Origin of the sequence: Cellulosimicrobium sp. NPDC057127, assembly GCF_042670945.1 — a bacterium.
Lineage (GTDB): Bacteria > Actinomycetota > Actinomycetes > Actinomycetales > Cellulomonadaceae > Cellulosimicrobium.
Genome location: NZ_JBHUUP010000003.1, coordinates 77,104 through 99,917 on the forward strand (window position 1 = coordinate 77,104; position 22,814 = coordinate 99,917).

At 71.8% G+C, this 22,814-nt stretch carries 38 protein-coding genes and 1 pseudogene; 18 read left to right on the top strand and 21 right to left on the bottom strand.

The genetic code is table 11. The features are described 5' to 3' along the window. Positions 1–178 precede the first annotated feature (178 nt). From ACFTZA_RS03755 to ACFTZA_RS03780, 6 genes and pseudogenes are all read left to right on the top strand, one after another. Positions 179–454, top strand: coding sequence for a hypothetical protein (locus tag ACFTZA_RS03755; protein ID WP_378190921.1), 276 nt, complete (start codon positions 179–181; stop codon positions 452–454). A gap of 73 nt (positions 455–527) precedes the next feature. After that, complete coding sequence (locus tag ACFTZA_RS03760) at positions 528–1,409, top strand: hypothetical protein (protein WP_378190923.1); 882 nt, start codon at positions 528–530, stop codon at positions 1,407–1,409. A gap of 55 nt (positions 1,410–1,464) precedes the next feature. Then, positions 1,465–1,800, top strand: a complete 336-nt coding sequence (locus ACFTZA_RS03765; protein WP_378190925.1) for a hypothetical protein — start codon at positions 1,465–1,467, stop codon at positions 1,798–1,800. After that, entirely contained in the window at positions 1,797–2,555 is a 759-nt protein-coding gene (locus ACFTZA_RS03770; protein WP_378190927.1) for a restriction endonuclease, read from the top strand. Before ACFTZA_RS03765 ends, ACFTZA_RS03770 begins: the two co-directional genes overlap by 4 nt. Before the next feature lie 168 nt (positions 2,556–2,723). Further along, a pseudogene (locus tag ACFTZA_RS03775) lies at positions 2,724–2,849 on the top strand (DUF2510 domain-containing protein); the annotation flags it as partial. A 175-nt stretch (positions 2,850–3,024) separates the two neighbouring features. Then, entirely contained in the window at positions 3,025–3,177 is a 153-nt protein-coding gene (locus ACFTZA_RS03780; RefSeq protein ID WP_378191442.1) for a hypothetical protein, read from the top strand. On the opposite strand, the gene ACFTZA_RS03785 is transcribed toward ACFTZA_RS03780, so the two are convergent. The 4 genes from ACFTZA_RS03785 to ACFTZA_RS03800 all read right to left on the bottom strand — a co-directional run bounded on the left by ACFTZA_RS03785 (position 3,174) and on the right by ACFTZA_RS03800 (position 4,720). Beyond that, on the bottom strand, positions 3,174–3,482 hold the full coding sequence (locus tag ACFTZA_RS03785; protein ID WP_378191444.1) for a hypothetical protein: 309 nt from the start codon (positions 3,480–3,482) through the stop codon (positions 3,174–3,176). The genes ACFTZA_RS03780 and ACFTZA_RS03785 overlap by 4 nt on opposite strands. A gap of 157 nt (positions 3,483–3,639) precedes the next feature. Further along, positions 3,640–3,927, bottom strand: coding sequence for a hypothetical protein (locus ACFTZA_RS03790; protein WP_378190929.1), 288 nt, complete (start codon positions 3,925–3,927; stop codon positions 3,640–3,642). A gap of 354 nt (positions 3,928–4,281) precedes the next feature. Further along, positions 4,282–4,542 carry a hypothetical protein gene (locus ACFTZA_RS03795; RefSeq protein ID WP_378190930.1) on the bottom strand — a complete coding sequence of 87 codons (261 nt, stop codon included), beginning with the start codon at positions 4,540–4,542 and terminating at the stop codon, positions 4,282–4,284. Between the two features lie 52 nt (positions 4,543–4,594). Then, the gene (locus tag ACFTZA_RS03800) at positions 4,595–4,720 is read right to left on the bottom strand and encodes a hypothetical protein (protein ID WP_378190932.1); all 126 of its coding nucleotides are present in this window, start codon (positions 4,718–4,720) and stop codon (positions 4,595–4,597) included. 107 nt (positions 4,721–4,827) lie between these two features. Between ACFTZA_RS03800 and ACFTZA_RS03805 the strand changes: the two genes are divergently transcribed. Further along, positions 4,828–5,310, top strand: coding sequence for a hypothetical protein (locus ACFTZA_RS03805; protein ID WP_378190934.1), 483 nt, complete (start codon positions 4,828–4,830; stop codon positions 5,308–5,310). Between the two features lie 3 nt (positions 5,311–5,313). Here the strand turns inward: ACFTZA_RS03805 and ACFTZA_RS03810 are convergent, their stop codons facing one another. Together ACFTZA_RS03810 and ACFTZA_RS03815 are read right to left on the bottom strand one after the other, a co-directional pair. Further along, positions 5,314–5,535: a hypothetical protein gene (locus ACFTZA_RS03810; RefSeq protein ID WP_378190936.1), complete on the bottom strand. Its 222-nt coding sequence runs from the start codon at positions 5,533–5,535 to the stop codon at positions 5,314–5,316. Between the two features lie 102 nt (positions 5,536–5,637). Then, positions 5,638–6,363 carry a hypothetical protein gene (locus ACFTZA_RS03815; RefSeq protein ID WP_378190938.1) on the bottom strand — a complete coding sequence of 242 codons (726 nt, stop codon included), beginning with the start codon at positions 6,361–6,363 and terminating at the stop codon, positions 5,638–5,640. Between the two features lies 1 nt (position 6,364). On the opposite strand from ACFTZA_RS03815, the gene ACFTZA_RS03820 reads away from it, so the two are divergent. Beyond that, positions 6,365–6,616 carry a hypothetical protein gene (locus tag ACFTZA_RS03820; protein ID WP_378190940.1) on the top strand — a complete coding sequence of 84 codons (252 nt, stop codon included), beginning with the start codon at positions 6,365–6,367 and terminating at the stop codon, positions 6,614–6,616. 22 nt (positions 6,617–6,638) lie between these two features. Here the strand turns inward: ACFTZA_RS03820 and ACFTZA_RS03825 are convergent, their stop codons facing one another. Continuing rightward, on the bottom strand, positions 6,639–7,232 hold the full coding sequence (locus ACFTZA_RS03825) for a recombinase family protein (protein WP_378190942.1): 594 nt from the start codon (positions 7,230–7,232) through the stop codon (positions 6,639–6,641). A 300-nt stretch (positions 7,233–7,532) separates the two neighbouring features. Between ACFTZA_RS03825 and ACFTZA_RS03830 the strand changes: the two genes are divergently transcribed. After that, entirely contained in the window at positions 7,533–7,859 is a 327-nt protein-coding gene (locus ACFTZA_RS03830) for a hypothetical protein (protein WP_378190944.1), read from the top strand. Positions 7,860–7,928: 69 nt separating this feature from the next. Here ACFTZA_RS03830 and ACFTZA_RS03835 read toward each other — a convergent pair whose 3' ends face one another. Genes ACFTZA_RS03835 through ACFTZA_RS03845 form a run of 3 tightly spaced genes read right to left on the bottom strand, consistent with a single transcriptional unit; the run spans position 7,929 to position 9,257 of the window. After that, positions 7,929–8,486, bottom strand: a complete 558-nt coding sequence (locus ACFTZA_RS03835) for a hypothetical protein (protein ID WP_378190946.1) — start codon at positions 8,484–8,486, stop codon at positions 7,929–7,931. Positions 8,487–8,538: 52 nt separating this feature from the next. Next, positions 8,539–8,856 carry a hypothetical protein gene (locus ACFTZA_RS03840; protein WP_378190948.1) on the bottom strand — a complete coding sequence of 106 codons (318 nt, stop codon included), beginning with the start codon at positions 8,854–8,856 and terminating at the stop codon, positions 8,539–8,541. 53 nt (positions 8,857–8,909) lie between these two features. Then, on the bottom strand, positions 8,910–9,257 hold the full coding sequence (locus ACFTZA_RS03845; protein ID WP_378190951.1) for a hypothetical protein: 348 nt from the start codon (positions 9,255–9,257) through the stop codon (positions 8,910–8,912). A 592-nt stretch (positions 9,258–9,849) separates the two neighbouring features. Between ACFTZA_RS03845 and ACFTZA_RS03850 the strand changes: the two genes are divergently transcribed. The 3 genes from ACFTZA_RS03850 (at position 9,850) to ACFTZA_RS03860 (ending at position 11,991) form a co-directional block, all read left to right on the top strand. Then, positions 9,850–10,710 carry a hypothetical protein gene (locus ACFTZA_RS03850; RefSeq protein ID WP_378190953.1) on the top strand — a complete coding sequence of 287 codons (861 nt, stop codon included), beginning with the start codon at positions 9,850–9,852 and terminating at the stop codon, positions 10,708–10,710. 77 nt (positions 10,711–10,787) lie between these two features. Further along, positions 10,788–11,483 (top strand): DUF2510 domain-containing protein, encoded by a 696-nt coding sequence (locus ACFTZA_RS03855; protein ID WP_378190956.1) that lies wholly within the window; start codon positions 10,788–10,790, stop codon positions 11,481–11,483. Between the two features lie 46 nt (positions 11,484–11,529). Beyond that, positions 11,530–11,991 carry a hypothetical protein gene (locus ACFTZA_RS03860; protein WP_378190959.1) on the top strand — a complete coding sequence of 154 codons (462 nt, stop codon included), beginning with the start codon at positions 11,530–11,532 and terminating at the stop codon, positions 11,989–11,991. Between the two features lie 16 nt (positions 11,992–12,007). Here the strand turns inward: ACFTZA_RS03860 and ACFTZA_RS03865 are convergent, their stop codons facing one another. Then, a complete protein-coding gene (locus tag ACFTZA_RS03865; RefSeq protein WP_378190961.1) occupies positions 12,008–12,172 on the bottom strand; it encodes a hypothetical protein in 165 nt (54 codons plus the stop codon). A 124-nt stretch (positions 12,173–12,296) separates the two neighbouring features. Here ACFTZA_RS03865 and ACFTZA_RS03870 point away from each other — a divergent pair, with 124 nt between their 5' ends. Genes ACFTZA_RS03870 through ACFTZA_RS03880 form a run of 3 tightly spaced genes read left to right on the top strand, consistent with a single transcriptional unit; the run spans position 12,297 to position 15,715 of the window. Then, complete coding sequence (locus tag ACFTZA_RS03870) at positions 12,297–12,668, top strand: RNase H family protein (protein WP_378190963.1); 372 nt, start codon at positions 12,297–12,299, stop codon at positions 12,666–12,668. Further along, complete coding sequence (locus ACFTZA_RS03875; protein WP_378190965.1) at positions 12,665–12,811, top strand: hypothetical protein; 147 nt, start codon at positions 12,665–12,667, stop codon at positions 12,809–12,811. Before ACFTZA_RS03870 ends, ACFTZA_RS03875 begins: the two co-directional genes overlap by 4 nt. A gap of 51 nt (positions 12,812–12,862) precedes the next feature. After that, complete coding sequence (locus ACFTZA_RS03880) at positions 12,863–15,715, top strand: DNA methyltransferase (RefSeq protein WP_378190967.1); 2,853 nt, start codon at positions 12,863–12,865, stop codon at positions 15,713–15,715. 910 nt (positions 15,716–16,625) lie between these two features. On the opposite strand, the gene ACFTZA_RS03885 is transcribed toward ACFTZA_RS03880, so the two are convergent. Continuing rightward, positions 16,626–16,991 (bottom strand): hypothetical protein, encoded by a 366-nt coding sequence (locus ACFTZA_RS03885; protein WP_378190969.1) that lies wholly within the window; start codon positions 16,989–16,991, stop codon positions 16,626–16,628. Next, positions 16,988–17,110, bottom strand: coding sequence for a hypothetical protein (locus ACFTZA_RS03890; RefSeq protein WP_378190971.1), 123 nt, complete (start codon positions 17,108–17,110; stop codon positions 16,988–16,990). Before ACFTZA_RS03890 ends, ACFTZA_RS03885 begins: the two co-directional genes overlap by 4 nt. Positions 17,111–17,214: 104 nt before the next feature. Between ACFTZA_RS03890 and ACFTZA_RS03895 the strand changes: the two genes are divergently transcribed. Then, on the top strand, positions 17,215–17,412 hold the full coding sequence (locus tag ACFTZA_RS03895; protein ID WP_378190973.1) for a hypothetical protein: 198 nt from the start codon (positions 17,215–17,217) through the stop codon (positions 17,410–17,412). 25 nt (positions 17,413–17,437) lie between these two features. Here ACFTZA_RS03895 and ACFTZA_RS03900 read toward each other — a convergent pair whose 3' ends face one another. The 8 genes from ACFTZA_RS03900 to ACFTZA_RS03935 are packed head-to-tail and all read right to left on the bottom strand — an operon-like array spanning position 17,438 to position 20,233. Continuing rightward, positions 17,438–17,623 carry a hypothetical protein gene (locus tag ACFTZA_RS03900; RefSeq protein WP_378190975.1) on the bottom strand — a complete coding sequence of 62 codons (186 nt, stop codon included), beginning with the start codon at positions 17,621–17,623 and terminating at the stop codon, positions 17,438–17,440. Positions 17,624–17,682: 59 nt separating this feature from the next. Beyond that, positions 17,683–18,030, bottom strand: coding sequence for a hypothetical protein (locus tag ACFTZA_RS03905; protein WP_378190978.1), 348 nt, complete (start codon positions 18,028–18,030; stop codon positions 17,683–17,685). Continuing rightward, positions 18,027–18,260, bottom strand: a complete 234-nt coding sequence (locus ACFTZA_RS03910; protein ID WP_378190980.1) for a hypothetical protein — start codon at positions 18,258–18,260, stop codon at positions 18,027–18,029. Before ACFTZA_RS03910 ends, ACFTZA_RS03905 begins: the two co-directional genes overlap by 4 nt. Next, positions 18,253–18,906 carry a hypothetical protein gene (locus ACFTZA_RS03915; protein ID WP_378190982.1) on the bottom strand — a complete coding sequence of 218 codons (654 nt, stop codon included), beginning with the start codon at positions 18,904–18,906 and terminating at the stop codon, positions 18,253–18,255. The genes ACFTZA_RS03910 and ACFTZA_RS03915 overlap by 8 nt, the downstream gene beginning before the upstream one ends. After that, entirely contained in the window at positions 18,903–19,424 is a 522-nt protein-coding gene (locus tag ACFTZA_RS03920; protein ID WP_378190984.1) for a hypothetical protein, read from the bottom strand. The genes ACFTZA_RS03915 and ACFTZA_RS03920 overlap by 4 nt, the downstream gene beginning before the upstream one ends. Further along, positions 19,421–19,888 (bottom strand): hypothetical protein, encoded by a 468-nt coding sequence (locus ACFTZA_RS03925; protein ID WP_378190987.1) that lies wholly within the window; start codon positions 19,886–19,888, stop codon positions 19,421–19,423. The genes ACFTZA_RS03920 and ACFTZA_RS03925 overlap by 4 nt, the downstream gene beginning before the upstream one ends. Beyond that, positions 19,885–20,052, bottom strand: coding sequence for a hypothetical protein (locus tag ACFTZA_RS03930; protein WP_378190989.1), 168 nt, complete (start codon positions 20,050–20,052; stop codon positions 19,885–19,887). The genes ACFTZA_RS03925 and ACFTZA_RS03930 overlap by 4 nt, the downstream gene beginning before the upstream one ends. Then, complete coding sequence (locus tag ACFTZA_RS03935; RefSeq protein WP_378190991.1) at positions 20,039–20,233, bottom strand: hypothetical protein; 195 nt, start codon at positions 20,231–20,233, stop codon at positions 20,039–20,041. Before ACFTZA_RS03935 ends, ACFTZA_RS03930 begins: the two co-directional genes overlap by 14 nt. A 203-nt stretch (positions 20,234–20,436) precedes the next feature. Between ACFTZA_RS03935 and ACFTZA_RS03940 the strand changes: the two genes are divergently transcribed. Beyond that, positions 20,437–20,850 (top strand): hypothetical protein, encoded by a 414-nt coding sequence (locus ACFTZA_RS03940; RefSeq protein ID WP_378190993.1) that lies wholly within the window; start codon positions 20,437–20,439, stop codon positions 20,848–20,850. Then, the gene (locus ACFTZA_RS03945; protein ID WP_378190994.1) at positions 20,847–22,196 is read left to right on the top strand and encodes a hypothetical protein; all 1,350 of its coding nucleotides are present in this window, start codon (positions 20,847–20,849) and stop codon (positions 22,194–22,196) included. The genes ACFTZA_RS03940 and ACFTZA_RS03945 overlap by 4 nt, the downstream gene beginning before the upstream one ends. Positions 22,197–22,814: the final 618 nt, after the last annotated feature.

Below are 22,814 nucleotides of genomic sequence, written 5' to 3' on the forward strand. Positions count from 1 at the left end.
CGTCCGCCCCTCGCCGCCGACCTCCCGCACGCCGTGCTCTGGGACATGGAAGGCGAGCGTCACTTCGGTCGGTACAACTCCGTGCAGGAAGACGCATAGAACCGCGGAATCCGGCCAACCGTCCTGTATAGAACTCAATGAGCAGCATCACCGTACACGGCGATCGAGCGCGGGTTTGATGCATCGGATCATGCATCGGCCCGGACTCGTTCTACCCAAGAGGATCGCCTCCGGCACGCTCGACGAGCACCTGCAGCGCGTCCAGCACCGCAAGGCCGAGATCTTGGACCCGGTGCTCGGCCATGGCTACGACACCTCGGTCACCCACCAGGAGACCGACGACGTCGCCTCGGTGGCCAGCATCGCCATCGCCATCGTCACTGAGCGAGTCGAGGTGCGTGCCAAAGCGCTGGCCAAGCGCCAGCCCGCCCGCCAGCTCGCGCACGCCGCCTGACCGCACGGCGGCAGGCGCGGTTTCGCCCCGTGACCCGCTACCCACATCCGGCGGCGCGTGCAACGATCACGCCGTGGGATTCCTCCAGCGCCTGCTCGGCAAGCGATTCGAGCCCAGCACCGACCTCGAGCCAGCGCCCCGCTCCGAGCCGCAGTCCGGCCCGGAGCCGGCGGTGACCCTCTCGGTGTCGCTGCAGATGAGTCCGCTGACGAAGGTGGCCGGCACGACGACGTTCGCCGCCGCGGGGGCCCAGGGGCTCGTGTGGCGCCGTGGCGTCGGTGGGCGAGGCGTCCTCGAAGACACCGCGGTGCTGCAGCGGGACCCTACCAATCCGGTCGATCCGAACGCGGTCGCGGTGCTCATCGACGGCGAGCACGTCGGGGCGCTGCCCTCGCCCTACGCCCGGGCGACCACCCTCGACGCGGGAGCCGCGCAACCCGTTCCGGTGCAGGTGGCCTGGGCGGAGTCCGAGGGCAAGCTCCGGGTCGAGGCGTGGGTGTGGCTCGGCGAGCCGCCCGCCCGCTGGACCTACTCGGCCGACAACCTTCCGCCGATGACGACCAAGGAGCGGGCGGCCGCCGACCACGCCCGCACCCGGGAGATGGTCGCGGACGCGGTCGCCGGCGGCGGGCACCGGGCCGCGCAGTTCCAGTCCGGGATGGTCCAAGGCGTCCATTACCTCGAGCTCGTCGAGCCCATCAAGCAGCTCAAGCGTGAAGCACGCCTCGATGAGGCGCTCGAGCTGTGCTACGCCGCGATCCAAGGTGCCGAGGGCGACCCGATCGGCGGCGCGCCCGCGCCGTGGTACACCGAGCAGGCGGCAATCGTCCTGCGCAAGCTCGGTGACCGGGACGGGGAGATCAAGGTCCTGGAGCGCTACCTAGCGCACCTCCCGGCGGGGCAGAGGGCGACGAGCAAGCTGGGCCTGCGCCTGGCGAAGCTGACGACCCCCTAGGCGGTTTCCACAGCGAGGCCGCGCGGTCCGCCGGTGACGCCGTACCCTCGCGCCCATGTCGTACCTGTCGCGCCCGACGCGCGAGATGCTGCCGCAGTTCCGGGGCGACTTGAAGAACGGGTACAACCCGTTCCAACTGCGCCGGTTCGACACCTTCGTCGCCGAGCAGTACGCGGCGGGGCGGTCCCTTCGCGAGATCGGCGAGCTCACCGGCCGCACGCAGACGGCCGTGCGTCGGCAGCCTGGACCGCACGGGGACGTCGCGGCGCGGACGTGGTGCTCAGCCCGTGGCCGACCGGCCGCGCTGATGTCGGGGCTGGCGGACGCCGCTCGGCGCGCCGACCCTGAGCGGCCCGCTGCGGCTCAGGCCGCCGGTACCCTCCTGACGTGACGTGGCAGCCCGGGGAGCACATCGCAAGTCCGCGCGAGGCGGAGGAATGTGCCGCCTGGCACCTGCGCCAGATTGGGTTCGCCGACGCGAAGGTGACGGCCGCCAGCGGCGACGGCGGCGTCGACGTCCGCGGCAGCCAGGTGCTCGCCGAGGTGAAGCAGATCGCCGCGGTGGTCGGTCGCCCGCTGCTGCAGCGGCTCGCGGGCGCGAGCGAGCGGCAGGACGTCGCCCTCGCCTACTACTCGGCCAGCGGGTACTCCGTCGCCGGCCAGGAGTACGCCGACCGGATGGGCATGGCCCTGTTCATCTACTCGGTGCGTGGGGAGGTCACGCCCGTCAACGGCCACGCCCGCGCCCTCGTCGAGCGCATCCGCGCCGAGGAGCCTGCTGCGCCGTCGAGCTCGTCGACTGGCGGCACCTTTCGAGCTGCGTTCCGAGATGCGGCCGAGGCCAGCCGCGCGGAGCGGGAGCGTCTCCAAGGGCTGAGCCCGGAGGAGCGGAGGCGCGAGACGGCCGAGTCCATGCGCCAGCTCGCCAACTGGCTCGAGAAGGCGCTGCTGGTCATCGGGGTGGTCGGCGTGATCGGGGCTGTCGGCATTTCGTGTCAGGCCGTGGCAGGAACCAACCCGGACGCCGAGCTCATCGTCGCGACCCTGCCGCTCGGCCTTGCCGTCGGATCGTTCGCCCTGCTGTGGCTGATCCGGCGCGTACGGCGTGTTCGTCTCCTGCGACACATCCGGCGCGGTAAGCAGTAGCAGCTACAGGCCTGCGGCGGCCGCCGCGTCGTCGGGGTCGCTGAACGTACGCGAGAAGCTCTGGGCGTTGCGCAGCGGCTCGCCGTCCGGGCAGATGACGCGGAACTTCTTGCCGACGGCCTCGACGCGCCCCGCCGGCTCGCCGGACGTCGCGCTCTTCGGCCTGTGGTGCCTTTCGATACCAGCGCGCGCTCGACGAATGCGCAGCCGCGCTGGTACGCGAGCCCGAATAAGCCCGGCCTGGTCCGGTGGTGGGACGGCGCGAGTTGGACCCACACATCAGCCCCCGTACGCCCACTCCCAGCCGCCGCTCTGCGGGTAGAAGGGGCGGTACGCCACGACGCCGGGCCCGCGGGCAGGTCCAGGACAATCGTGCCGTTGGCCAACTGCGCCGGCCCCATCGTCTGGGGGAAGTATCTCGGCGTCGGACGGGCACATGGACGCGTTGCCGACGGGGTCGTTGACCCGCATGTTGTTCGTGTCGAACGCCTGGAAGTCGTGGGCCGACATCGTGAAGTCGCCCATCATCTCAGAAGACCACGCCGCGGTGGTGTTCACTTCGAACCGCAGGGCGACGAACTGCCCGTTGGCCGACGGCTCCGCGAAGCCGCTCGTGCACTAGTAGCCGGGAATGATCTCGGTGACCTTGAAGTCGAGCGTCCATTCGCCCGTCACGTCGTTCGTCAGGCCCGCGGTCTCACCGATCTGCTTCACGAGGTGCCCGCGCTCGTTCGGCTCGGCGGTGGGCTCCGCCGGCTCCTCGGCTTCGACCGGCTCCGCCTCCTGCGTCGTCGGCTCCTCCGCCGGCTCCTCGGAGGTGGTGCGCGTCCCCGCCGGCTCAGGCGGTCCGGACGGCGACGTGGTCGAGCACGAGGCGGTGAGCGCGGCGGCGAGCACGACGGCAGGGGCGAGCAGGCGAATCTTCATCGAGCGTCCTTGAGGTCGGAGCGCGCCGAGTCCGCGAGAGCGCGGGTCCCGGACGGCGTGACGGGGGCGAACGTAACGGTTCGGCCACGGCCCGGCGCCTGCTCGAAGCGCTGCGCCCGGCCGCAGGAGGCGGACCAGCGGGCCGGGCGCGGCGCCGTCAGTCGTCCTTGCCGTCCGTCTCCAGCTGGTCGGCGCATTCGCCGCAGTACCCGTTGAAGCCTTCGCCGTCGGACAGGTCGCCGCCGCACTGGCCGCCGCACCCGTCGATGTCGTGCTCGGCCACGTCCGCGAGCGTGTCGTCGTCGGCACGGATCACGCCGGCGGCCGTCCCGAACCGGTCGGACAGGTGCACCACCCACTGGCCGCCCACGCGCTGCGGACGACGCCACAGGCGGAAGTCGTCAACGCCGTCGACCAGGTCCACCTCCGCCGTGAGCGGGTCCACAGCCTCCAGGTCGGCGCGCGTCAGGCGCTCGTCCGCGAGGAGCTCGCCGACGCGGAAGCGAGGGCGCAGACCGACCTCGCTCAGCAGGTCGACCCGCTCGGCAAACGACGCCCGCTCGCCTCGGCGTGCTGGTCGATCGCCTCACGCGGGTCCATGCCGCGCGCCGGGCGACGGCACGCCCGGGCGATCAGGGCCTCGATGCCGCGGCCGTGAAGGTCGACGTCGGACTCCGCGCGAGCGCTGGCGGCGAACTGCCCACCCGTGCTCACGCCTGCGGGCACGCGCGCTGTGGTGGTGGTCGCATGGCCGGTAGATGTGCGGTCAAGGCGGCGCGGGCGAGGAGCGCGGGTCACGTCATGAGGAGCCGCTGCGCGCGTGGTCTCTCCACGCGATCCAGAAGAACGCCGCGGCGATGATGAGGGCGATCGGCGCGATACCGAAGACGAGCGCCGTCACCGCCAAGCCGAACACGACACCGAGCGGCCAGTGCTCGGCAGGTGCCTGACCAGCCCACCACTGCAGCAGCGGATACGACAGCAGCGCCAGCACGGCTATCGACAGGGCTACCCACGCCGCACGGATCGCACCGCGGCCCGGCGCTGGGGAGTCGTTCATGCCGACACCATCCCACGCCCGCGACGGGACACCGGGCCGGGCGCTCCGAGGCTCAGGCGGCGTGGGCGGCGGGGGAGGGCATGGACTCGCCGTGGACGAACGCGGCTAGGGTCTGCCGGTCGTAGGGCGAGCGTGCCTGGGCGAGCACGAGGTCGCCGTCGGCGATCACGAGGTACATCGAGCCGTCGACGTCGAGGTCGGCGCTGCAGGCGCACTCGTGCGCGTCGGTCCACCGCGCTGCGCACGTGCTGCTAGCCCCTGCCCGAGCGCCGGAGGGCGTGCGCAGTGGCAGTCGGTTCGCCGAGCCACGAGTACGGCTTCCCGACCGTGCTGTGCGGGCGCTGCGAGGGGTCGGGCAGGTCGGCGTACAACCGCGACGCCGGGCACTCACGCTGCTTCGCGTGCAACGGCGTCGGGCGCCGGTACCCGCGCGGGCCGGTCGCCGACGCGGTCGCGGAGTTCTCCAAGGAGCGCACGGCCGCGGCCCGGCCGAACGCGTGGCAGGTGAAGCGGGGCGACGTCGTCTCGCCGCTGTACGAGCGGTACGGCAACGCGCGCTGGGGCGTGGTGGAGAAGCTGCTGGTCGCGCGCGACCGCCCGACCCGGTTCGTCGGGGAGGGTGAGGCGCGCCGGGCGGTGGCGTGGCCGGCGCTGCTCGTTCTCGAGGACGGGCGCCGGCTGCGGATCAGCACGGACACGGTGCTGGCCCGGCGCGGGGCCGAGGTGGATCCGGCGCCGTTCGTCGCGATGGCGCTGGCGACGGATTGAGGGTCAGCGACGCGCGCCGCGACGCTGCTCGCGCACGACCCAGGCGTCGTCGACGACCTTGAGCACAGCGAGCGTGCACACCGCGGTGGCCACGATCGGCCAGCCGCTGTCGACGGTGTCGTGCACCCACCACATCCCCGAGGCGAGCAGCCCGGCCCACGCGAGCGCGGCGAGGGGCTTGAAGCGAAGAGGGCGGTGCGCGACCGGCGTGGTGTCGATGTCCATGCACCACGGATGTGCGGACAGAGCAGGATTTCATGAATGCATGAACGACGCCGCGGCGGGCGTCCGGCTCGCGGTGCCGGGCGGCCTGGGAGCGCCCGCGTTCTACGACGCCGCGGCGCCTCTCCCGTTGTCGACGAACAGCACCCACTCCAACCGGTCCGCGGCGACAGCAAGCTCAGCGGACCAGGCGTGCACGGCTTCGACGTACGCCCGGTAGCGAGCAGACCGGGCGGGTTGTCCGGCGAGGTCCACCAGCCGGACGTCGAGCGAGCCGTTGAGCGAGCGGTACACGCGCTGGTCCAAGATGAGCGGCTGCCAGGCGCGGCCCTCACGCCGCCCGGCGAAGGTGAACCACTTCGTGAAGAACGACGGTCCGACACCGGGGCAGGACCAGCCGGCGTAGGCGTCGGCCAGCGCCGTCGTGTCATCGGCGGCGCGCAGCCGCTCGGCGCTGGTGCGCAGGGCCGCGACCAGCTGCTCGCGATGGGCGAACGCGGTCGCGGTGTGCCGAAGCGTGCGGCCGCCGGACGTCCCGGAGCCCCACACCTGAACGAGCAGGAACGCACGCAGCAGGGCCCTGTCGTCGTCGAGATCGTTGCTCGTGGCCACCTTGAGCACGGCATCGCGGTCGACGACACGGTCGCCGCTCACGCGGACGCTCGGGCCGGTGATCGCGTCGTCGCGGAGCACGGCGCGGACGGGCGGCTCCACGTCGGCCAGCGTGGTCTCCCAGGTGCGGGGGCGGAAGCGGACCGCGTCAGGCTCGTCTGCGGCGTGGGAGTCGACGAGTGCGGGGAGGGCGGGAGGTAGGGAGTGCGTGGAGGGCATGGTGCCCATCCTGACGTCGGGGACCGACCTGCGGGGGCAGTTGGTGGGTGGAGCCGGAGGCGACAGCGAGCCCGTGCTGATCGGCGTCCGCACCGTCGTGCGTCGCGCGTGGGAGGGTGGCGGCATGGCGAAGCGGTCGAGGCAGGCGAGACGGCGTGAGCTGCGGTGGATCCTCGGCACGGTCGTCGTGATCCTCACCGCGGCGGCGGCTGCCAGCATCGCGCTGCCGTTCGTCTCGACGCTGCTCGTCTGACTCCATGCCGGGCGTGCGCGCCTCAGGCAGGGGCGGCGCCCTCCGGGCGCGCGGGCAGGTGGCGGTACAGCGTCGTGCGCGCGATGCCGGTCTCGGCCGCGATCTGGGCGAGGGTCATGCCCTCGTTGTCGCGCAGGTGGGTGGCGTAGCGGATCTGCTCGTCGGTGACGGTGCGCGGACGCCCGACCTGCTTGCCGGCGCCCGCGGCGACCTCGCGGGCGTGGGTCAGGCGCTCGAGCATGTACGTGCGCTCCATCTGGGCGAACAGCGCGAGCACCACGACCGACAGCTGGGCCATCGGGTCGTCCGGGTCGCTCGTGTCGACGCGGATCGGGTCGGCCAGGTTGCGCAGGCCGATGCCCCGCTCGCCGAGGTCGTGGAGCATGTTGAGCGTGTCGCGCACGCTGCGCCCGAGCCGGTCGAGGGTGTGCACGACGATGACGTCGCCCGGGCGCGCGTAGGCGAGCATCTGCTGCAGGCCCTCGCGGTCGGTGGTCGCCCCGGACTTGCGGTCGACGTAGGTGTGCTCGGGCAAGACCCCGGCGCCGGCGAGCGCGTCCAGCTGGCGGGCGAGGTCCTGCTTCTCGGTCGAGATCCGTGCGTACCCCAGGAGCATGCGGTGGACCGTACCGGAAGTGGGGGACAGCGCGAGTTCCGGGACAGCGACTTGTGGGATGACTTCTGGGACGCGGTGCGCGCGGCGTGTCGCCTCCGGGCCGGCGCCGGCCCGACGGCGTCCCACAACCTTGGAACCGGACACCCTGCCCGGGTCCCTGCCGCGTGAGACGCGGTGCACCGCAGTTGTGTCGATCGTGGCGCGCCGCGCGTCAGCCTGCCAGCGCAGCGGATCGGACAGGGACCTGCCCAGCCGCCCGTGCTCGTCGTACGCTGCAGAGCAGCGAAGGAGGGGGAGATGGTGAGCGGACCGGCTGGCCGCAGCGACGTGCCCGGGCACTCCGTCGCCGACGACATGAGCGATGTCGATGCGGCCGCGTACATCGAGGCTCACCACGACGAGATCCGCACCGAGGGCGGCGACGTCGCGGCGATCGAGTTCGAGTCCTCGGAGGACGTCAGCCTCGTGGTCCCGGTGCGGATCGCGAAGGGCGACGTGGAGACTGTCGCGGCCGCGGCGAAGGCTGCCGGCGTGCCGCTGTCGACGTACATGTTAGCGGCGACGCTGGCTGCTGCGCGGAGCGAGCCGGGCGTGCAGCAGCAGCAGCCGCCGCCCGCCTCCGGGTAGGTCCGGGCAGCGGCGACCGGCGGACGCGTCGAGGCGGACTCTCCGCCCGAGGAGCGCCGTCGCGCTCGCTCAGCGTGCAAGCGCGGGCTGCGGAGTCCAGGTGCCGTCGACGAGGCGGTGCGCCACGACCTCGGTGCGGTGCGGGGCGGTGGCCGCGCGGGCGATGACCTCGGCGACCTGCTCGGGGGAGTCGAGCTCGAGGACCGGGCGCCCGTCGCGCGAGAAGCCCCACCGCTCCGGCAGTGCCTCGCGCGCCGCGAGCACCGAAGCGCGCACCTCGGCCAGCGCGGCGTGCTCGGCGGCGCGGACGACCCCGGCGCGCTCGGCGTCGTCGAGGTACTCGGCCGCCGAGGCGATCCGGCCGCCGGTGAGCTCGACGCGGGCGGTGCGGATCAGGGCGGCGACCTCCGAGCGGCGCCGGGCCTCGAGCGCGACGACGTCCTTGCGCGTCAGGCGGGTGCCGAGGGCGCGCGAGGCACAGGTGGTCCCGAGCCGGTAGGCGATGACGCCGTCGGCGTCGGCGAGCAGCACGGTGCCGCGCAGCTCGGTGCGTCCGCAGGCGTCGCAGTCGGTCTGCTCGTCGTTCATCCCGACGGCGCGGAGCCCGGCGGTGTCGATCGCGGCCATGCCGACCCGATGTGCGGAACCGAAGACGGGCGCGCACCGAGATGCGCGGAGGTCAGCAGTCGAGGGTGTCGAGGTCCTCCACGACGTCTCCGACGCGCAGTGCCGACCAGGTGTCCCGGTACGTGCAGTAGGTGGTCGTCGTGCCGTCACGCACGAGCGTCACCGTGTGGAAGCTCGGGGCGCGCACGACGCTGGCGTCGACGTCCTCGCTCGCCGGCTGCATGCCCTTGTCGACCACCTCGCCGCTCACGGGCCAGTCCTGGTGCCGCCCCGCCAGGTAGGAGCCGGCGAGCACGGCCGCTATGAGGCAGGCGAGCAGCAGGCCGAGCACCAGGGCGATCGACGTCCGCTTCCTGGCCCGGGTAGGCATCAGGGTCCCGGCCCTCGACGTCACCGGCATCCTCTGGCGAGTCGCGCGCTGCGTCAGCAGCGCTCGACTCCGGTCTGGGCGCTCGTCAGGTCGGCGCCGCAGTCGGTGCCGCCGTCGTCCACCAGCCCCCAGACGAACGCGGCGGCGATCAGCGCGCCGACGACGACCGCGCCGACCCCGGTGATCGCGGTGGAGTGGCTCCTGGGGTCGCGGGGGCGGTCCTGCTGCTCGCTTGAGGGCGAGGCCTGCGGCGACGAGGACTGCGGCGTCGGCCGCTTGCTCAGGACGGAGTCTCGGATCCAGGCCGGCTCGTCCTCGCCAGTCTGGTGGTCACGCCGGGGCTGGGCGCCGAACATGCCCTCGTGGAGGTCTTCGAACTTCCCTTGGTGGCCGTGCGCCATCGCTGGTCCTCCGGAGACGAAGTGCGCGCTGCACGGGGCGGGTTTCGGGGGCTGCTCCGCTCGCCGTCCCTCTCTCCAGTGCCCGCTCGGGCGCGACGAGCGTAGCAGGGGGCTCCAAAGGTCTTCCGGAAGTCCGGGCGGGCGTTTCGCGCTGTTCGCCCGTTTCTGTGGCTCGACGGAGGTTGAAGTCCGTCGGGCTGTAGGTGTGCTCCGTCGGTGTTTGCCCAGGTCAGCGGCCGAAAATGGGCCCGACGGAGCGACGGAGCGGGTTTCGCCCCCGGTACCCCTATAGGGAACAGATACACACTCTCTGGGAGCTCCTACCGGGGTGGCCCACAGGGGAGGGGTGAGTGAGTGTGTGTGTCCCCTATAGAGACGACTACGTATTCGTCTCCGTTACTCCGTCAGGACCCTAGAGGGCCCCAGAAATGTCCACTGACCTGGGAAAAGGCAATCGGTCGGAGCGACGGAGTAGCGACGGAGTGCCGACGGACCCGACGGAGTGGGCCTTCAACTCGGGTCTGACCCATGATGCAGGGTCGCTCCACCTTGCAATAGAACGTGCGTTCGAGCCTTGGCGCATACTGGAGGGGTGACGGTGACCGCCCCCGACGCGCTCGAGGTGGCTCGCGCGGCCCTGCGTCGCGCCGAGCTGCGCACGGGCGTGCGCACCGTGGCACCCCCGGTCGTCGACATCGACGTCGAGGACAAGCCGCGCCCGCTCGGCGCGCTGCTCGACGACGGCGTCCTGCCGGCAGGGGCCGTCAGCGTCGTGTCCGGGTCGACGAGCCTGCTGCTCGCCCTGCTCGCGATGTCCCAGGGCTCGGCCCAGTGGGTGGCGTTCGTCGGGATGCCCGACCTGGGCCTGCTCGCCGCGGCGGACGCAGGTCTCGACCTGGACCGCGTCGCGGTCGTGCCCAGGGTGGGCGCCGAGGCCGCGACCGTCGTGGCGGCCCTGCTCGACGGCTTCTCGTACGTCGCCGTCGGCCCCGGGCTGGCGCTGGCCCCCTCCGACCGCCGCCGGCTGCTCGCCCGTGCGCGCGAACGCGACGCCTCGCTGGTGAGCACCCACCCGTGGGAGCAGCCCGCCCTGCCGACCGCGGCGGGCGCTACCTGCGCCGCTGCGAGCGCGAGGTCGCTCGCACCGCACGGGGTCATCCTCGTGGTCGGCCTCGCCGCGGGCCTGACCGCAGGGCTCATCGCCGCCGCGGTCACCGTCGTCGTGGCCACCGACTCCACCTACGGGCGCGAGACCGTGCGCATCACCTGGAACCCGGTCCTCGCCGACCTCGAACTCGCGCGCCGCCGCGCCCCGCACCTGCTCGCATGGGACGTGCTCGCCCGCAGTTGCCACGCCTCGGTGATCGACCTGCGCGCTTCACGCAAGCGCCTGCACCGCGAGGTCGCCCGGCAGGGTCCGGGCGCCGTCGACGCCCTCATGCGCGCCGCCTGACTAGGCGCCGAACCTCACCCGCGGTGTCGCTGCGAACAGGGCGGATTCACGGGTGCGTACGCCGCTAGCATGCGGCCATGAACCCGCAGCCGGGCTGGTACTCGAGCCCGAACGAGCCCGGTCTGTTCCGGTGGTGGGACGGCGTGCGCTGGACCCACACGACCGCGCCGCAGTACGCGCCCGGCTACGCACCGGCGCCGACCAGCACCGCCCCGGCCCCGGCCGTCACGCCGCAGTACGCCCCTGGGTATGCGCAGGCACCGGTCGGCGCTATCCCCGCCGCGGCGGCGACTGTGCGACCAGTCGGTGTCGCGCCCCAGCGCGAGTGGGTCTGGGGCTTCATCTACCGGCGGCCACTCAAGACGGACTTCCTCGTCTGGTGGACCGGCGTCATCGTCATGCTGACCATCCTGGCCTACGCCATCCGCAGCTTCGGCCTCGCCGCCTTCCTCGTTGACGTGGTGATCGCGCTACCGCTCAACGTCGGCCTCCTCGTCCTCCCGCTTTCGCTGCTGCGCTACGGCCTGGTGACCGCGGGAGTCCGACGTTCGCGACACCCCGCCGCACCGCGCGCGCAGGCGCTGACCGCTCAGCCGCGGACCGCGACGGTGCGGGTCGGCTCGACCGAGGTCGTCTTCCGGCGCAGCGCGGGCGGCAAGGTCACCGCCGCAGCCAGGCAGGGCACGCTCGACGCCCAGACTCTCGAGCGGGCAAAGGCGCGGCTACGCGCGACGCAGAAGGCCGCCGGCGAGCGGCCCTGGGTGACAGGGTGACGGTCCCCGTGCGCTGGCCGGCGTACGTCTGGACGGTGTCGTAGGCATGGGGCAGGTCGGCGCCGCGTACGCCTGGGTCCACATCATCGCCATCGGCCTGACCGCGCTCGTCGCCATCTCGATCGTGGTCTACCCGGTGTGCCTCGTGCGCGCCCGCGGGAACCCGAGGAAGGCCGCGAGCATGGAGCTGGAGTTCATCTCCTTCCACCCGGGGTGGTCCTTCTTGATCGCACTGACGGTCGTTGCGGTCGCCTGGTTCGCGTGGGACCGCTTCTACGAGCCCCAGCACACGAGCGAAGGGCGCCCGTACGCGACGGAGTGGACGGTGCATCGCACCTCAGGTGGCGGCACCGACACCGTCTTCCCGACGGACACCAAGGCCCTCGGGCTGGCATGCAACACCACCCTCGCTCAGGACGGCTTTGTACTGCGCTCCGACCGCGGCTACGAGGAGGAGTTCGAGCCTGGGTCGGCAGTCTGCCGCGGGCGCCACTACGCCGAGCCGTAGGTTCGCGCGGGACAGGCTACCAGCGCGGGTAGCCGATGATCCGCCAGCCGTCGGGCACCTTATCGGCGATCGCAGCCTTTCCCTCCTCGCAGGACGCGGCGTCCTCCACCACGTTGTCCCGCGACTCCAGGGCGTGACCGCCCGCGTTGTCCGGCGGGATCTGCTGGATGGTGACGTGCACCAGCGTGGCGTGGTGCTACGCGCGCCGGCGTCTCGCGCCGTGCCGCACATCCACAGAGTGCAGCGGCGGCCGCGGACGGCGGCGGTCGCGCGAGCCCGGCCACCGACCCGACCGAGGAGCACCAGTGACGCAGCACCAGTCCATGACCGTCGGCACCGACGGCGCCTGCTCGGGCAACCCCGGACCCGCCGGATGGGCCTGGGCCGCCGCTGAGGGCACCTTGACCTCGGGCGTGATGGCGCGCTCGACGAGCCAGGCCGCTGAGCTGCAGGGCGTGCTCGAGGCCATCACCATGTTCAACGACATGCCCGACCTGACCGTCGAGCTCGACTCGGCCTGCGCGATGAACACCTACGCCTCGTGGATGGACAACCACAAGCGCCGCAGCTGGCACACCGGCGACGGCAGCTCACCTCCAACCGCGAGATCATCGAGGCCGTCGTCGACGCCCGCGGCGCCCGTCGCGCCGCCGGACTGCCGCCGGTGCGGCTCGTGAAGGTCAAGGACCACGCCCGCCCCGCTACCCACCCCTTCAATGGAAGGGCCGACACTCGCGCCGTCGCCGCCCGCATCCGCGCGTCCGCATCGGACCTCATCGGTGAGACCGGCACCTGGCAGTTGCCCGTCGTCGCGGCCTGACCACCGGCGCGTGCAGCGACCACGGCCAGCGGTGTCGCTACGCTGCGCACCATGACCGACACCCTCGACCTCAACCCCGGGACGGACACGCTCAGGGACGCGCTGACCGACTTCGTAACGTGGCGTCAGGGCTACCTGATGGGGGACGAGAAGGGCGAGGCGCAGTCTTTCCTGGACCGACTGTTCCGCGCCTTCGGGCACGCCGGAGTCCAGGAGGCCGGCGCACAGTTCGAGTCCCGCATTCGCAAGGGGCCGGACGCCAAGGGCGTGTCGTTCGCCGATCTGCTGTGGAAGCCGCGAGTAATCGTCGAGATGAAAAGAGCGGGAGCCAACCTCACCCGCCACTACCAGCAGGCATTCGACTATTGGGTCCGGTCCGTCCCTGACCGTCCCCGGTACGTCGTCCTTTGCAACTTCGACGAGTTTTGGGTCTACGACTTCGAGACCCAGCTCGACGAGCCTGTCGACCGGGTCAGTTTGGCGGACCTGCCTCGCCGGTGGGAAGCGCTGTCGTTCCTGCTGCCTCGTGAGCTCAAGCCAGTCTTCGACAACGACCTGGTCGACGTCACCCGCGCGGCCGCCGCCAAGGTGGCAGCCGTGTTCCGGGCCATGATCGAGCGGGGCGTGGTCCGCGAGGTCGCCCAGCGGTTCACGCTCCAGTGCGTGATGGCGATGTTCGCCGAGGACACCGGCCTGCTGCCACGGCACCTGCTAACCGAAGCCCTGCGTGAAGCCACGGACGGCGCGGCCGCTTACGACCTACTCGGTGGGTTGTTCCGCGAGATGAACACCCCCGGAGCGACGGCCGGCGGCCGGTTCGCAGGCACCCCATACTTCAACGGAGGCCTGTTCGCGTACGTCTTTCCGCAAGAACTGACCATGTCCGAGGTCGAGCTGCTGCGCGACGCCTGCCGCGAGAACTGGGCGTCGGTGCGACCGGAGATCTTCGGCACGATCTTCGAGCAGTCGCTCGACGCCGACGAGCGCCACGCCTTGGGGGCGCACTTCACGTCCCAGGCGGACATCATGCGCATCGTCGGGCCGTGCATCGTGGACCCGTGGCGCGAACGCATCGCCGCAGCACGCAGCCAAAGAGACCTCAAGGTGCTGCTGAGCGACCTGTCGCAGTACCGGGTGCTCGACCCGGCGTGCGGGTCCGGCAACTTCCTCTACGTCGCCTACCGCGCCCTGCGCCGCATCGAGCACGACATCACCGACCGGCTCGCCCAGATGTCGGGTCGGCCCGACCAAGGGTCGTTCTCCTACGTCCAGCCAGAGAACTTCCACGGCATCGACGTGAACCCGCTCGCGGTGGAGATCGCCAAGGTCACGATGATGCTGGGCAAGAAGTTGTCCGCCGACGAGTTCGGCGACTCCGGCGCCGTGCTACCCCTGGACAACCTCGACTCGTCCATCGTGGCGACCGACGCGCTGTTCTCCCCGTGGCCGCGAGCTGACGTCATCATCGGCAATCCGCCGTACCTCGGCGGGCGGCGCATGGTCGACGAGCTCGGCGCCGAGTACGTCGACCGACTGCGCGAGAAGTACGGGGCCAAGGGGGTCGCCGACTTCGTTACCTACTGGTTCCCGCGAGCCCACGACCACCTGTCCGATGGCGGTCGCTGCGGCCTGGTCGCGACCAACTCGATTCGGCAGGGTGACGGGCGCAAGGCGTCCCTGGACTACGTCGTCGACAACGGCGGCACGATCATCGACGCGGTCTCGAGCATCCCGTGGTCGGGTGACGCTGTCGTTCATGTGTCGATCGTCAATTGGCAGAAGGGCGGTGACGCACCCGCCTGCCGGGTGCTGTGGCTCGACGGCGGGCAGGCGCGCATGGAAGTCCCGGACATCTCATCAGCACTCTCCCCTCGCACGGACCTGCGGACCGCCGTTGCACTGACCGTCAATCGGGGCGTGGTCGGGCAGGGGCAAACCTACGGAATCGCCGACGCGTTCGACCTCACGACCGCTGAGGCCCGGGCACTGATGCGGTCGGAGCCGGCCGCATCCGCGGTGGTGAAGCCAGCGATCGGGGGCCGTGACCTGCTGCACACCGTCGAGGTCGACACCTGGGTGATCGACGTCGACGACGACGAAGCCGGAGCCGCGTGGGCTCAGTACCCGCGGACGATGACGCGACTGGCGGAGCTCGCGTTGCCGCCACGGACGGAGCGTGCCGAGAGGCAGCGCAAGAAGAACGCAGAGGTGCTGGGGCGCAACCCCAAGGCGCGCATCAACGTGCACCACTTGAACTTCGCCGAGCGGTGGTGGCGGCTGGGCTACCGTCGCACCGACCTGATCGAACGTCTGGGCCGCCTCGATCGGTACATCGCGCTCACCCGCACCACGTCGTTCGAGCGTGGGCCGGTCTTCACGTTTGTCGACGGTACGTTCCGCCCCACCGACTCCTGCGTTGCGTTCCCGCTCGACGATGACTACGCGTTCGGCATCCTCCAGTCAGCCGCGCACGTCGCTTGGTATCGGGAGCGGGCGACGACCCTGAAAGTCGACCCCAACTACACCAGCAGAACCGTGTCCGACACGTTCCCGTGGCCGCAGGACCCGTCCGCCGATCAGGTGCGCGCCGTCGCCGAGGCCGCCGCCGCAATCGTCGAGCATCGCGCTAAGCCGTTCGGCATGGGCATCACGCTCGCAGCTCAGTACGACGTGCTGCGCAGGCCAGGGAGGTCGACGCTGCGCGACCTGCACACTGCGCTCGACGCCGCGGTCATGGAGGCGTACGGGTTTGAGCCCGGCACCGACGTGTTGGCGCAGTTGCTGGCCCTAAATCACGAGGTCGCCGCGCGCGAGGCCGCTGGCCAGAAGGTCACCGGGCCGGGACCGGTCGCGGGTGTCGCTACTCGGCTGTCCACCTGGGCGTTCCCCGCGCCCGCGCTGTAGTGCCTACGAGCCCCGGGGCTATTCGTCTGCACATCTGCACGGCGACCGCAGCCCCGGGCGAGAGGCGCCACCGCTGAACGACGTCCGCATGACATCGACGTGACGCCACAGCTCGAGGACCAGCGTGCGCACCTGCTGGTATGCGCCGCGCTCGTCATCGCGGCCCGGGCGCACGCCCGTCAAGTCGAAAGACCGGCACTAAACCTCGCAGCGGACCCGGCTGGGGCGCCGAGCTGCGCTCCGAACGGTTCGTGGGTCGCATGGCGACCCTTTGCGCGGTGAGGACTCCCGAGGTGGTCACGCGGGAGTTGGCTGATCTCAAGGGCTGCTGAACGCCGACGAGGCGAATCTTGGAACAGACCGAGAAGCTCGAGCGCTGCGAGGAGGCGGCCAAGATGCGGCAGGCTGCCGGTGCCGCAACAGCGCACCTCCGCGAGGAGGCGGCTCAGCGAGTGAGGCGTCGCTGGGCCGCGATGCTCGCGGGCCCCCGCACTGTTTGGCCGCCTGCACGACCGCGCCCGACGAGCTGCAGACGTTTGTGACGTCTGAGGCCGCGACCGCGGAGCCTGCCGGGACCCAGGAGCCGCCTCCTAAGCCGTCGAAGACCGCCGACGACCCCGCTGCCGCCACCGATGCGGCGGTGCCTCGCCCCGAACAGACGGACCAGCAGCGTGCCGAGGCCGAGTCGCTGCTGCTCGTCCTGACCGCGCTGTTTGACACCGGTGCGGCGACGGGCGCCCAGGTCGTGGCCGCAGCGGGGATGGCGTGCGACACGTTCGACGCGGGCGGGGACATAGTCTTGGCATCGGCGTTCACGGTGCTGGAGCTGCGTCGTCGTGGCGTACTGGCGCCAGCGGGCGCCGGAGATCGTGCGCTGGTTCGCAGCGCAGACCTGGTGACCGGCAGGGCCCTAGTCCCAGCAGTCCGGGCAGTCGGTGCAGTGCCGGCACGGCGCGGCGACGCCCGGGTTGGCGCACGCGCACTCGTGCTCGTACTCGTCGATGACGTCGGGCTCGACGAGCGCAGTCAGGGCGGCGGCCTCGCGAGCGTTGCCGCGCAGCGGCAGGGTGCCGGCGGCCTTGTGTCGGGCGTACCGGGCCCGAGCCTCGGCGTTGCGCGCCTCGCGCCGGGCGGCCGCCTTCGCGCGCGAGTGCTCGACGGCGAGCTCATCGAGCTGGCCGAGCGCAGCGAACACCGCGTCGACGTCGCCGCCGGCCGCGGCCGACTGCAGCGCGTCCCGGTTGGCGCGCGCAGCGTCCGAGAACGGCGCGGTCACGAGTCGGGGATGACGGTGGCCGCCGGCACGGCGAGCGCGGGCAGGAGGGCGGCGAGGACGACGATCGCGCCGAGGGTGATCGTGGAGGAGCGGCGGCGGCGCGCGGTGGAAGACTTCATAGACGTGCAGATGTGCGGCAGGCGCCTCAGCCGGCAGGGGCCGGGCACTACCCTGTGCCCACCGGTGCCGGCCGCGCGGCCGCATCACGAGCGGAGGAGCGGGCATGGCAGAGGGACTGTCGCAGGACGAGCAGGACACCATCGTGGGCGAGCTGATCGAGGGCATCGAGACCCTGGACGAAGACGAGTCCGACGCCTTGTACGACCAGCTCGACGCCGACCACCAGATGCGGGTGGACGCCGCGGTTCGGCGGTTCGCGGACAACGCGGTCGGCGACGAGCACTGGGACTCCGACAACTAGCCGGGCCGCCGCTGCGTGGAGGTCCTCAGCGGACGTCGGCGCGCTTCGCGATCCGGTGGTCGATCCACGCGCCCAGCAGGATCCCCGTGACCTGGCCGGGGAACCACGACCAGATGAACCCGGTGACGAGCCCGACGACGAGGCCGGTGCCGCCGAAGATGAGCTGCAGCCACACCACCCACCAGGTCCGCCGCTGCTCTGCTCGGGTCACCCGTCGAGTGTGGCGGCTGAGACCGGCCCGCGCGAGCACAGGACGGCGAACCCGGCCGGTCACAGGTCGCGGTGCTCGAGGTACTTGCGCCCGGCGTCGGTGACGTACCACTCGCGCCCGCCGACGCGGCTCTCCTTGGCGGCCAGGCCGTGCCGGAGCAGGCGCCACAGCAGCGTCGCGGCCTTCATCGGCATCGTCGCCCCGGTCGACCCGGGCCCGGCGCCGTCGCGGCGGCGCGAGCGCTTGGCCCAGCCGGGGGAGTCGGGCCACAGCGCGTAGGCGACCTCGCGCGGTGCGGCGAACGCCGCCGGGACCTGCCCGGTGCCGACGAGCTCGTCGCACAGGTCGCGCAGCGCCACCAGCGCGCGCTCCTGCGGCGGCGTCAGGGTCGGAGCCTGCTCGCTCACGACGGCACCTGCCCGCGCGCCTTCGCGTCGTGGCGGCGCACGACGGCGAGCACCTCGCGCGCGGTGCCCAGGTGGTTCCACCACCCTGAGTCCGGCCGTCCGGCGCCGACGGATCCGAACGCGATCGCGACGGCGACCTGGCGCTCGAGCTCGGGCACGGCGGCGACGTCGACGACCTCGCCGGTCACGGTCGTGCGCTGCGGGCCCGGCTTCGCGGCCGGGTCAGCCACGTCGCACCTGCATGCTCGGGACGAACACGACGCGTAGCGGCTGCCCGTCGGCGAGCTGGTGGGACGACAGGGTCTCACGGCCCGCGTGCGTCCAGCCGGCGGGCAGGCACGAGTCGGCCAGACGCTTCGTGCGCGGCACCCCGAACCGGTCCACCACGACGGTGTCGGCCGGCAGCGCGTCGAGCTCGGCCGCGGTAGTCACCTCGGGCTCGCCGCGCTCGACCAGCGCGGCCTTCTGCTCGCCGGGCAGGTGCAGCACGCGCACGGGGTACGTGAGCCACTCGGTCCGCTGGTCGCGTTCGATGCCGCTCACCGTGGGAAGGTCGTCGCCTCCGAGCACGACGACGGGCTCAACCTCGTCCCCGCCGATCTCGTTGAGGCACGCGAGGGCAGCGACTCCGCGGGCGTCGACGATGAGCGCGACGGCGTCGTGTCCGCGGTCGTTGAGGTCGAGCAGCAGGTCGTCGAGATGCTCGGCGGCGCACACCACCTGCACGTCGTTCGGCGAGCTCAGCTGGCGGGCGGCGCCGGTGACGTAGCCGGCCGTGTAGCCCTCCTGGCGCAGCGCGTAGGGGGAGTGCCGGTCGACCGCGTGCGGGTACCGCTGCTCGGCCTTGACGGCTGCCTCGTCCTGGAGCGTCGTCATGTACCTGCCTCCTGGTCCTGGGTCGGGGCGCCGGGCCAGGCGATCTCGCGGCCGATGCGGCACGGCAGGCAGTACGCGTCGGCCGCGTAGGGCGCGTCGGGGACGCGGCCGGACGACGGGTCGGCGCAGCTCCAGGGCGCCACGAACGCCTCGCATCGTGGGAGCACGGCAAGCACGCGCGTGATCGTCGCGTCGGACCGGTCCCCGTACAGCGCCCTGATCTGCTCGGCCGCCGTCAGGCAGTCCAGGTAGTCCGCGCCGTCGCGGGCCTCGGCGGTGACGACAGCGCCCTCCCGTCCGCCCTGCACGGCGGTCGCGAGGATGACGTCCGCCACCTGCACGTCGGTGGGTGCGCCCTCTCGCTGGCTGGACGCGGCCCAGCCCTCGACGTACGCGACGCGACTGAGCGCGGTGAAGCGGACGTCGGGGTGGGAGTCCGAGAAGCGCAGGCCAGCGGCGTCCCAGGCGGGCTGGGACTCATCCCAGAACTCGCGTCCCTCTCCCTCGATGCCGGTCATCGGATCTCGCCCTTCTCGATGCGGTCGGCGCGGACGGCGAGCATGTCGGCGATCGGGCCGACGAACTCGCCCGAGTCGGCCGCTTCTCGCAGCGCCGCGGCCTTGATGCGGTGCGCCTCACCGTTGTCGGACGTCGACGCGCACAGGGCCACGAGCCGCTCGGCGACCTTCCAGCGGCGCATCGCGCTCAGCACCTCGTGCCGCTCGGTGAAGTCGGTCCAGTGCTCGGGGCAGCCCTCGCGGTACATCTCCTGCTCGTCCGGAGGCCAGTCGCGCACGTCCTGGCTCACCTCCGGCGCCGGGATGAGCGCCGCCACCTCCTCGACGCTCGGCACGCCCGCGCGCTCACGGGACGCGGCTCCGGCGATGTAGGCCGCTCGGACCTTGTCGCCGACCGTCGTGGCGGGCTGCATCCCGCCGACGTTGCGCCGCGCGTACTCGCGCGCCTCATCCTCGATGATCACGGGTTCATCACGTCTCCGTGCACGTCCTGGTCGGTGTAGAGGGTCCCCATGTCGAGCACTCCCCACTCCGCGCGGACGCGCCACTGGTTCGGGCCGGTCTTGACCCACCGCGTCCCGTGAGCGGTGCGCAACTCCAGGCCGACGGGCAGGTCAGGGCTTGCCATGACGCACCTCCGCCGGGTCCGTGGTCCGCGCCGTCGCGAGGACGGCGCGAGCGGTCATGCGCGCGGCGTGGCGCACCTTGCGCTCGGTCGCGTCCGGGAACTGCACGCGCAGCTGGGCGGTGGCGGCCTCGGTCGCGGTCTCCAGCGGCGTGCTCGGGCTGCGGTCCGCGGCGGCGGTCATCGGCCTGCCTCTCGCTGGATCCGGTCAGCGCGCTGACGGAGGCGGTCCCTCACCGTTGCATCCATGCCTCACCGATGTGCGGCATCGCTCTACTGCCCTGACTGAAGTGCTGCGGAATGGTTGAAAACGGCCTGGTGGTCTGGGATCGTCTTCGCCACGACGGGTGCGCAAGGGGGCGGGGCCAGATGGGCCGACGTTGGCTGGTGGCGATCGCGGTGCCTGTCCTTCTTGCGGGGTGCGCGAATGCCGAGGCCCCGGGCGATGAGTCCTCGACGGCGTCGATCGTCGTCGACTCGTTCCCAGCGGTCGACGCCGGGATCAAGCCGCCTCCCGACGGGTCGAGCAGTGTGCTCCTGGACTCGAGCACCGACCCCGCACGCCTCACCCTGACCACGTGGGGCAGCGCTGGCTGCGTCCCGGTCCCGCAGTCCGTGCAGTGGACTGACCCATCCACGATCGAGGTCACCACCGCCGCGCGCAAGAGCGGCCAGTGCGCCGCGAACTACGAGCCAATCAGCCAAGTCGTCGAGCTCCCTGGCACCCATGCGGTCAGCGAGGTAACGGCCGTCGAAGTAGACGGAAAGCAGGTCAAGTTCACACTCGAAGGAGAGCAATGAGCACCAGACTGCGCCGCGCAGGGGCTGCGCTTCTCACCGCGGCCGCCCTCGGCCTCGGCGGGATGACCGCAGCAGCAGGCGAAGCGGTTCCCAACCCTCTACCCGACACCCCCGCAGGCCCCGACCCGGATTCCGTAATCGACCCCGACACGCTCGCGGACCGACTCACCCTGCCTCCGATCCCCGAGGAACTCGCCGCTGAGGCCGAGCGGATCCAGGCGACCTACGCCGACGACGACCGCTTCGGCGCCGTCGCTGTCTCCGACGACCGCACCGAGATCGCGGTCACCTGGTACGGCGACCTGCCCGACGACATCGTCCCGAGCGCCGAGCTCACCGTCGTGGAGGCGGCGATCGCTCCGGGTGACCTGCGCAGAGCCGCACAGAGTCTCGCCGGCGCCGAGGTGTCCGGAACGAAGGTGGTTGGCGCCGGCGTGAACGCCGACGGTTCGGGCGTCTCGGTCGACGTCGACGCGTCGACGGCGACCTCTGGCCGCTCGGCACGCTCCCAGGGCGCCGAGGACGTAGCCGCCGCACTCAGCCGCCAGGCCGGCGTGCCAGTCACGGTCAACGAGCCGGTCGAGGCCGAGGCTGCCGTCGGACGCCTGCAGGACAACCTGCACCTGGGCGGCGCCAGGATCCAGCGGTTCGATGACGGGTACCTGTACGGGAGGTGCTCGACGGGCTGGCCGGCTCAGCGGTACTCCGACTCGGCCTACGGCATGATGTTCGCCGCCCACTGTGGCCAGAACAACTCCCAGTGGGTCCGCACGGAGATCGTCCAGGGAGGCGTCTCGGCCTACTCCTACGGGACGATGGTCAACCGCACTCTCGTGCGTGACACCGCGGTCATGACGACCGACTGGTCTTACCCGTACATCTACATCAACGAGTACACCAGCGACGCGTTCATCGGCGTCGAGGCGGTCGCGTCCAGCTACATCGTCGGTCAGGAGCTGTGCAGCTCAGGCTCGTTCTCTGGGCTCGTGTGCGGCGGTCAGGTCGTCCAGTTGGACTACTACGTCGACTACGAAGATTCCGACATCGACAACGCCAAGGTCGCCCGCATCGTCAACTTCAACGGACAGCCCCTGTGGGGTAGCGGCGACAGCGGCGGCCCCATCTTTGACCTCGTCCAGGCCAGCACCGGGCTCAAGCCGCGCGCCGTCGGCATCGTGTCCGGCATCTACTGGGACGCCACCGTCGACTTGTCGATGTGTTCCGGTGTCGCGGGGGTGCCGAACGGGCAGGACGGGCGCCACTGCAGCCCGTACGGGTTCGGGGCCTATGCGAAGGAGGGCGCCGACCTGTTCGGGTGGAGGATCCTGACGCAGTCGACTCCGTAGGGTCGGCGTGAACGCGGGCCGCTCCCGGTGGGAACGGCCCGCGTTCGGGCGTCCTCCAGCGGCGTCGGTGGGCTGCGGACGGCGGCGGCGGTCATCGGCCCGCCTCCCGCTCGACCTGGTCAGCGCGCTGGCGCAGGCGGTTCCTAACGGTCCAGGCGGTCTGGGTGCGCGCCCCGGCGTCGATGCGGCCGGCCTCGCTGCGCAGTTCGGCTGCGGCGATGTCCGGCCCGACCGCGGCCAGCTGAGCCGCCGCCTTCTCGCGGTGCGTGTCCTGCGCCCAATCGGGCAGGCTGTCGAACGGTCGTGCAGCGCGTCGAGAGCGCCGGCGTCCAGGCGCCGCGGCGAGCCGTGCAGCAGGTCGCGACCGAAGTACGTCACCTCGAGCAGCAGGCTCGCCTCCCACGACGAGGGCCGGCCCGCGACGAGTGCGCGCTGGGCCGTGGCGAGGTCACCGTCGCGAAGGCGGCCCAGCCCGTCCTCCCACACCTTGCCGAGCGCCGCGGCGAGCGTGCCGACGGCCCGTGTCCTGGCCGAGCGCAGTGCGGTGGCGATCGTGGCCTGGTCCTGCTCGCTCATAGGCTCGACGGGGCGCAGCGGGCCGTGCTCGGCGGCGGCTTG

Excerpts from the sequence above, each read along its gene's own strand:
- ACFTZA_RS03755 (WP_378190921.1), top strand. The coding sequence starts at position 179 with ATGCATCGGATCATGCATCGGCCCGGACTCGTTCTACCCAAGAGGATC.
- ACFTZA_RS03765 (WP_378190925.1), top strand. The coding sequence starts at position 1,465 with ATGTCGTACCTGTCGCGCCCGACGCGCGAGATGCTGCCGCAGTTCCGG.
- ACFTZA_RS03780 (WP_378191442.1), top strand. The coding sequence starts at position 3,025 with ATGTTGTTCGTGTCGAACGCCTGGAAGTCGTGGGCCGACATCGTGAAG.
- ACFTZA_RS03785 (WP_378191444.1), bottom strand. The coding sequence starts at position 3,482 with ATGAAGATTCGCCTGCTCGCCCCTGCCGTCGTGCTCGCCGCCGCGCTC.
- ACFTZA_RS03795 (WP_378190930.1), bottom strand. The coding sequence starts at position 4,542 with ATGAACGACTCCCCAGCGCCGGGCCGCGGTGCGATCCGTGCGGCGTGG.
- ACFTZA_RS03800 (WP_378190932.1), bottom strand. The coding sequence starts at position 4,720 with ATGTACCTCGTGATCGCCGACGGCGACCTCGTGCTCGCCCAGGCACGC.
- ACFTZA_RS03810 (WP_378190936.1), bottom strand. The coding sequence starts at position 5,535 with ATGGACATCGACACCACGCCGGTCGCGCACCGCCCTCTTCGCTTCAAG.
- ACFTZA_RS03815 (WP_378190938.1), bottom strand. The coding sequence starts at position 6,363 with ATGCCCTCCACGCACTCCCTACCTCCCGCCCTCCCCGCACTCGTCGAC.
- ACFTZA_RS03825 (WP_378190942.1), bottom strand. The coding sequence starts at position 7,232 with ATGCTCCTGGGGTACGCACGGATCTCGACCGAGAAGCAGGACCTCGCC.
- ACFTZA_RS03835 (WP_378190946.1), bottom strand. The coding sequence starts at position 8,486 with ATGGCCGCGATCGACACCGCCGGGCTCCGCGCCGTCGGGATGAACGAC.
- ACFTZA_RS03840 (WP_378190948.1), bottom strand. The coding sequence starts at position 8,856 with ATGCCTACCCGGGCCAGGAAGCGGACGTCGATCGCCCTGGTGCTCGGC.
- ACFTZA_RS03845 (WP_378190951.1), bottom strand. The coding sequence starts at position 9,257 with ATGGCGCACGGCCACCAAGGGAAGTTCGAAGACCTCCACGAGGGCATG.
- ACFTZA_RS03855 (WP_378190956.1), top strand. The coding sequence starts at position 10,788 with ATGAACCCGCAGCCGGGCTGGTACTCGAGCCCGAACGAGCCCGGTCTG.
- ACFTZA_RS03860 (WP_378190959.1), top strand. The coding sequence starts at position 11,530 with ATGGGGCAGGTCGGCGCCGCGTACGCCTGGGTCCACATCATCGCCATC.
- ACFTZA_RS03880 (WP_378190967.1), top strand. The coding sequence starts at position 12,863 with ATGACCGACACCCTCGACCTCAACCCCGGGACGGACACGCTCAGGGAC.
- ACFTZA_RS03890 (WP_378190971.1), bottom strand. The coding sequence starts at position 17,110 with ATGAAGTCTTCCACCGCGCGCCGCCGCCGCTCCTCCACGATCACCCTC.
- ACFTZA_RS03895 (WP_378190973.1), top strand. The coding sequence starts at position 17,215 with ATGGCAGAGGGACTGTCGCAGGACGAGCAGGACACCATCGTGGGCGAG.
- ACFTZA_RS03915 (WP_378190982.1), bottom strand. The coding sequence starts at position 18,906 with ATGACGACGCTCCAGGACGAGGCAGCCGTCAAGGCCGAGCAGCGGTAC.
- ACFTZA_RS03920 (WP_378190984.1), bottom strand. The coding sequence starts at position 19,424 with ATGACCGGCATCGAGGGAGAGGGACGCGAGTTCTGGGATGAGTCCCAG.
- ACFTZA_RS03930 (WP_378190989.1), bottom strand. The coding sequence starts at position 20,052 with ATGGCAAGCCCTGACCTGCCCGTCGGCCTGGAGTTGCGCACCGCTCAC.
- ACFTZA_RS03935 (WP_378190991.1), bottom strand. The coding sequence starts at position 20,233 with ATGACCGCCGCCGCGGACCGCAGCCCGAGCACGCCGCTGGAGACCGCG.
- ACFTZA_RS03945 (WP_378190994.1), top strand. The coding sequence starts at position 20,847 with ATGAGCACCAGACTGCGCCGCGCAGGGGCTGCGCTTCTCACCGCGGCC.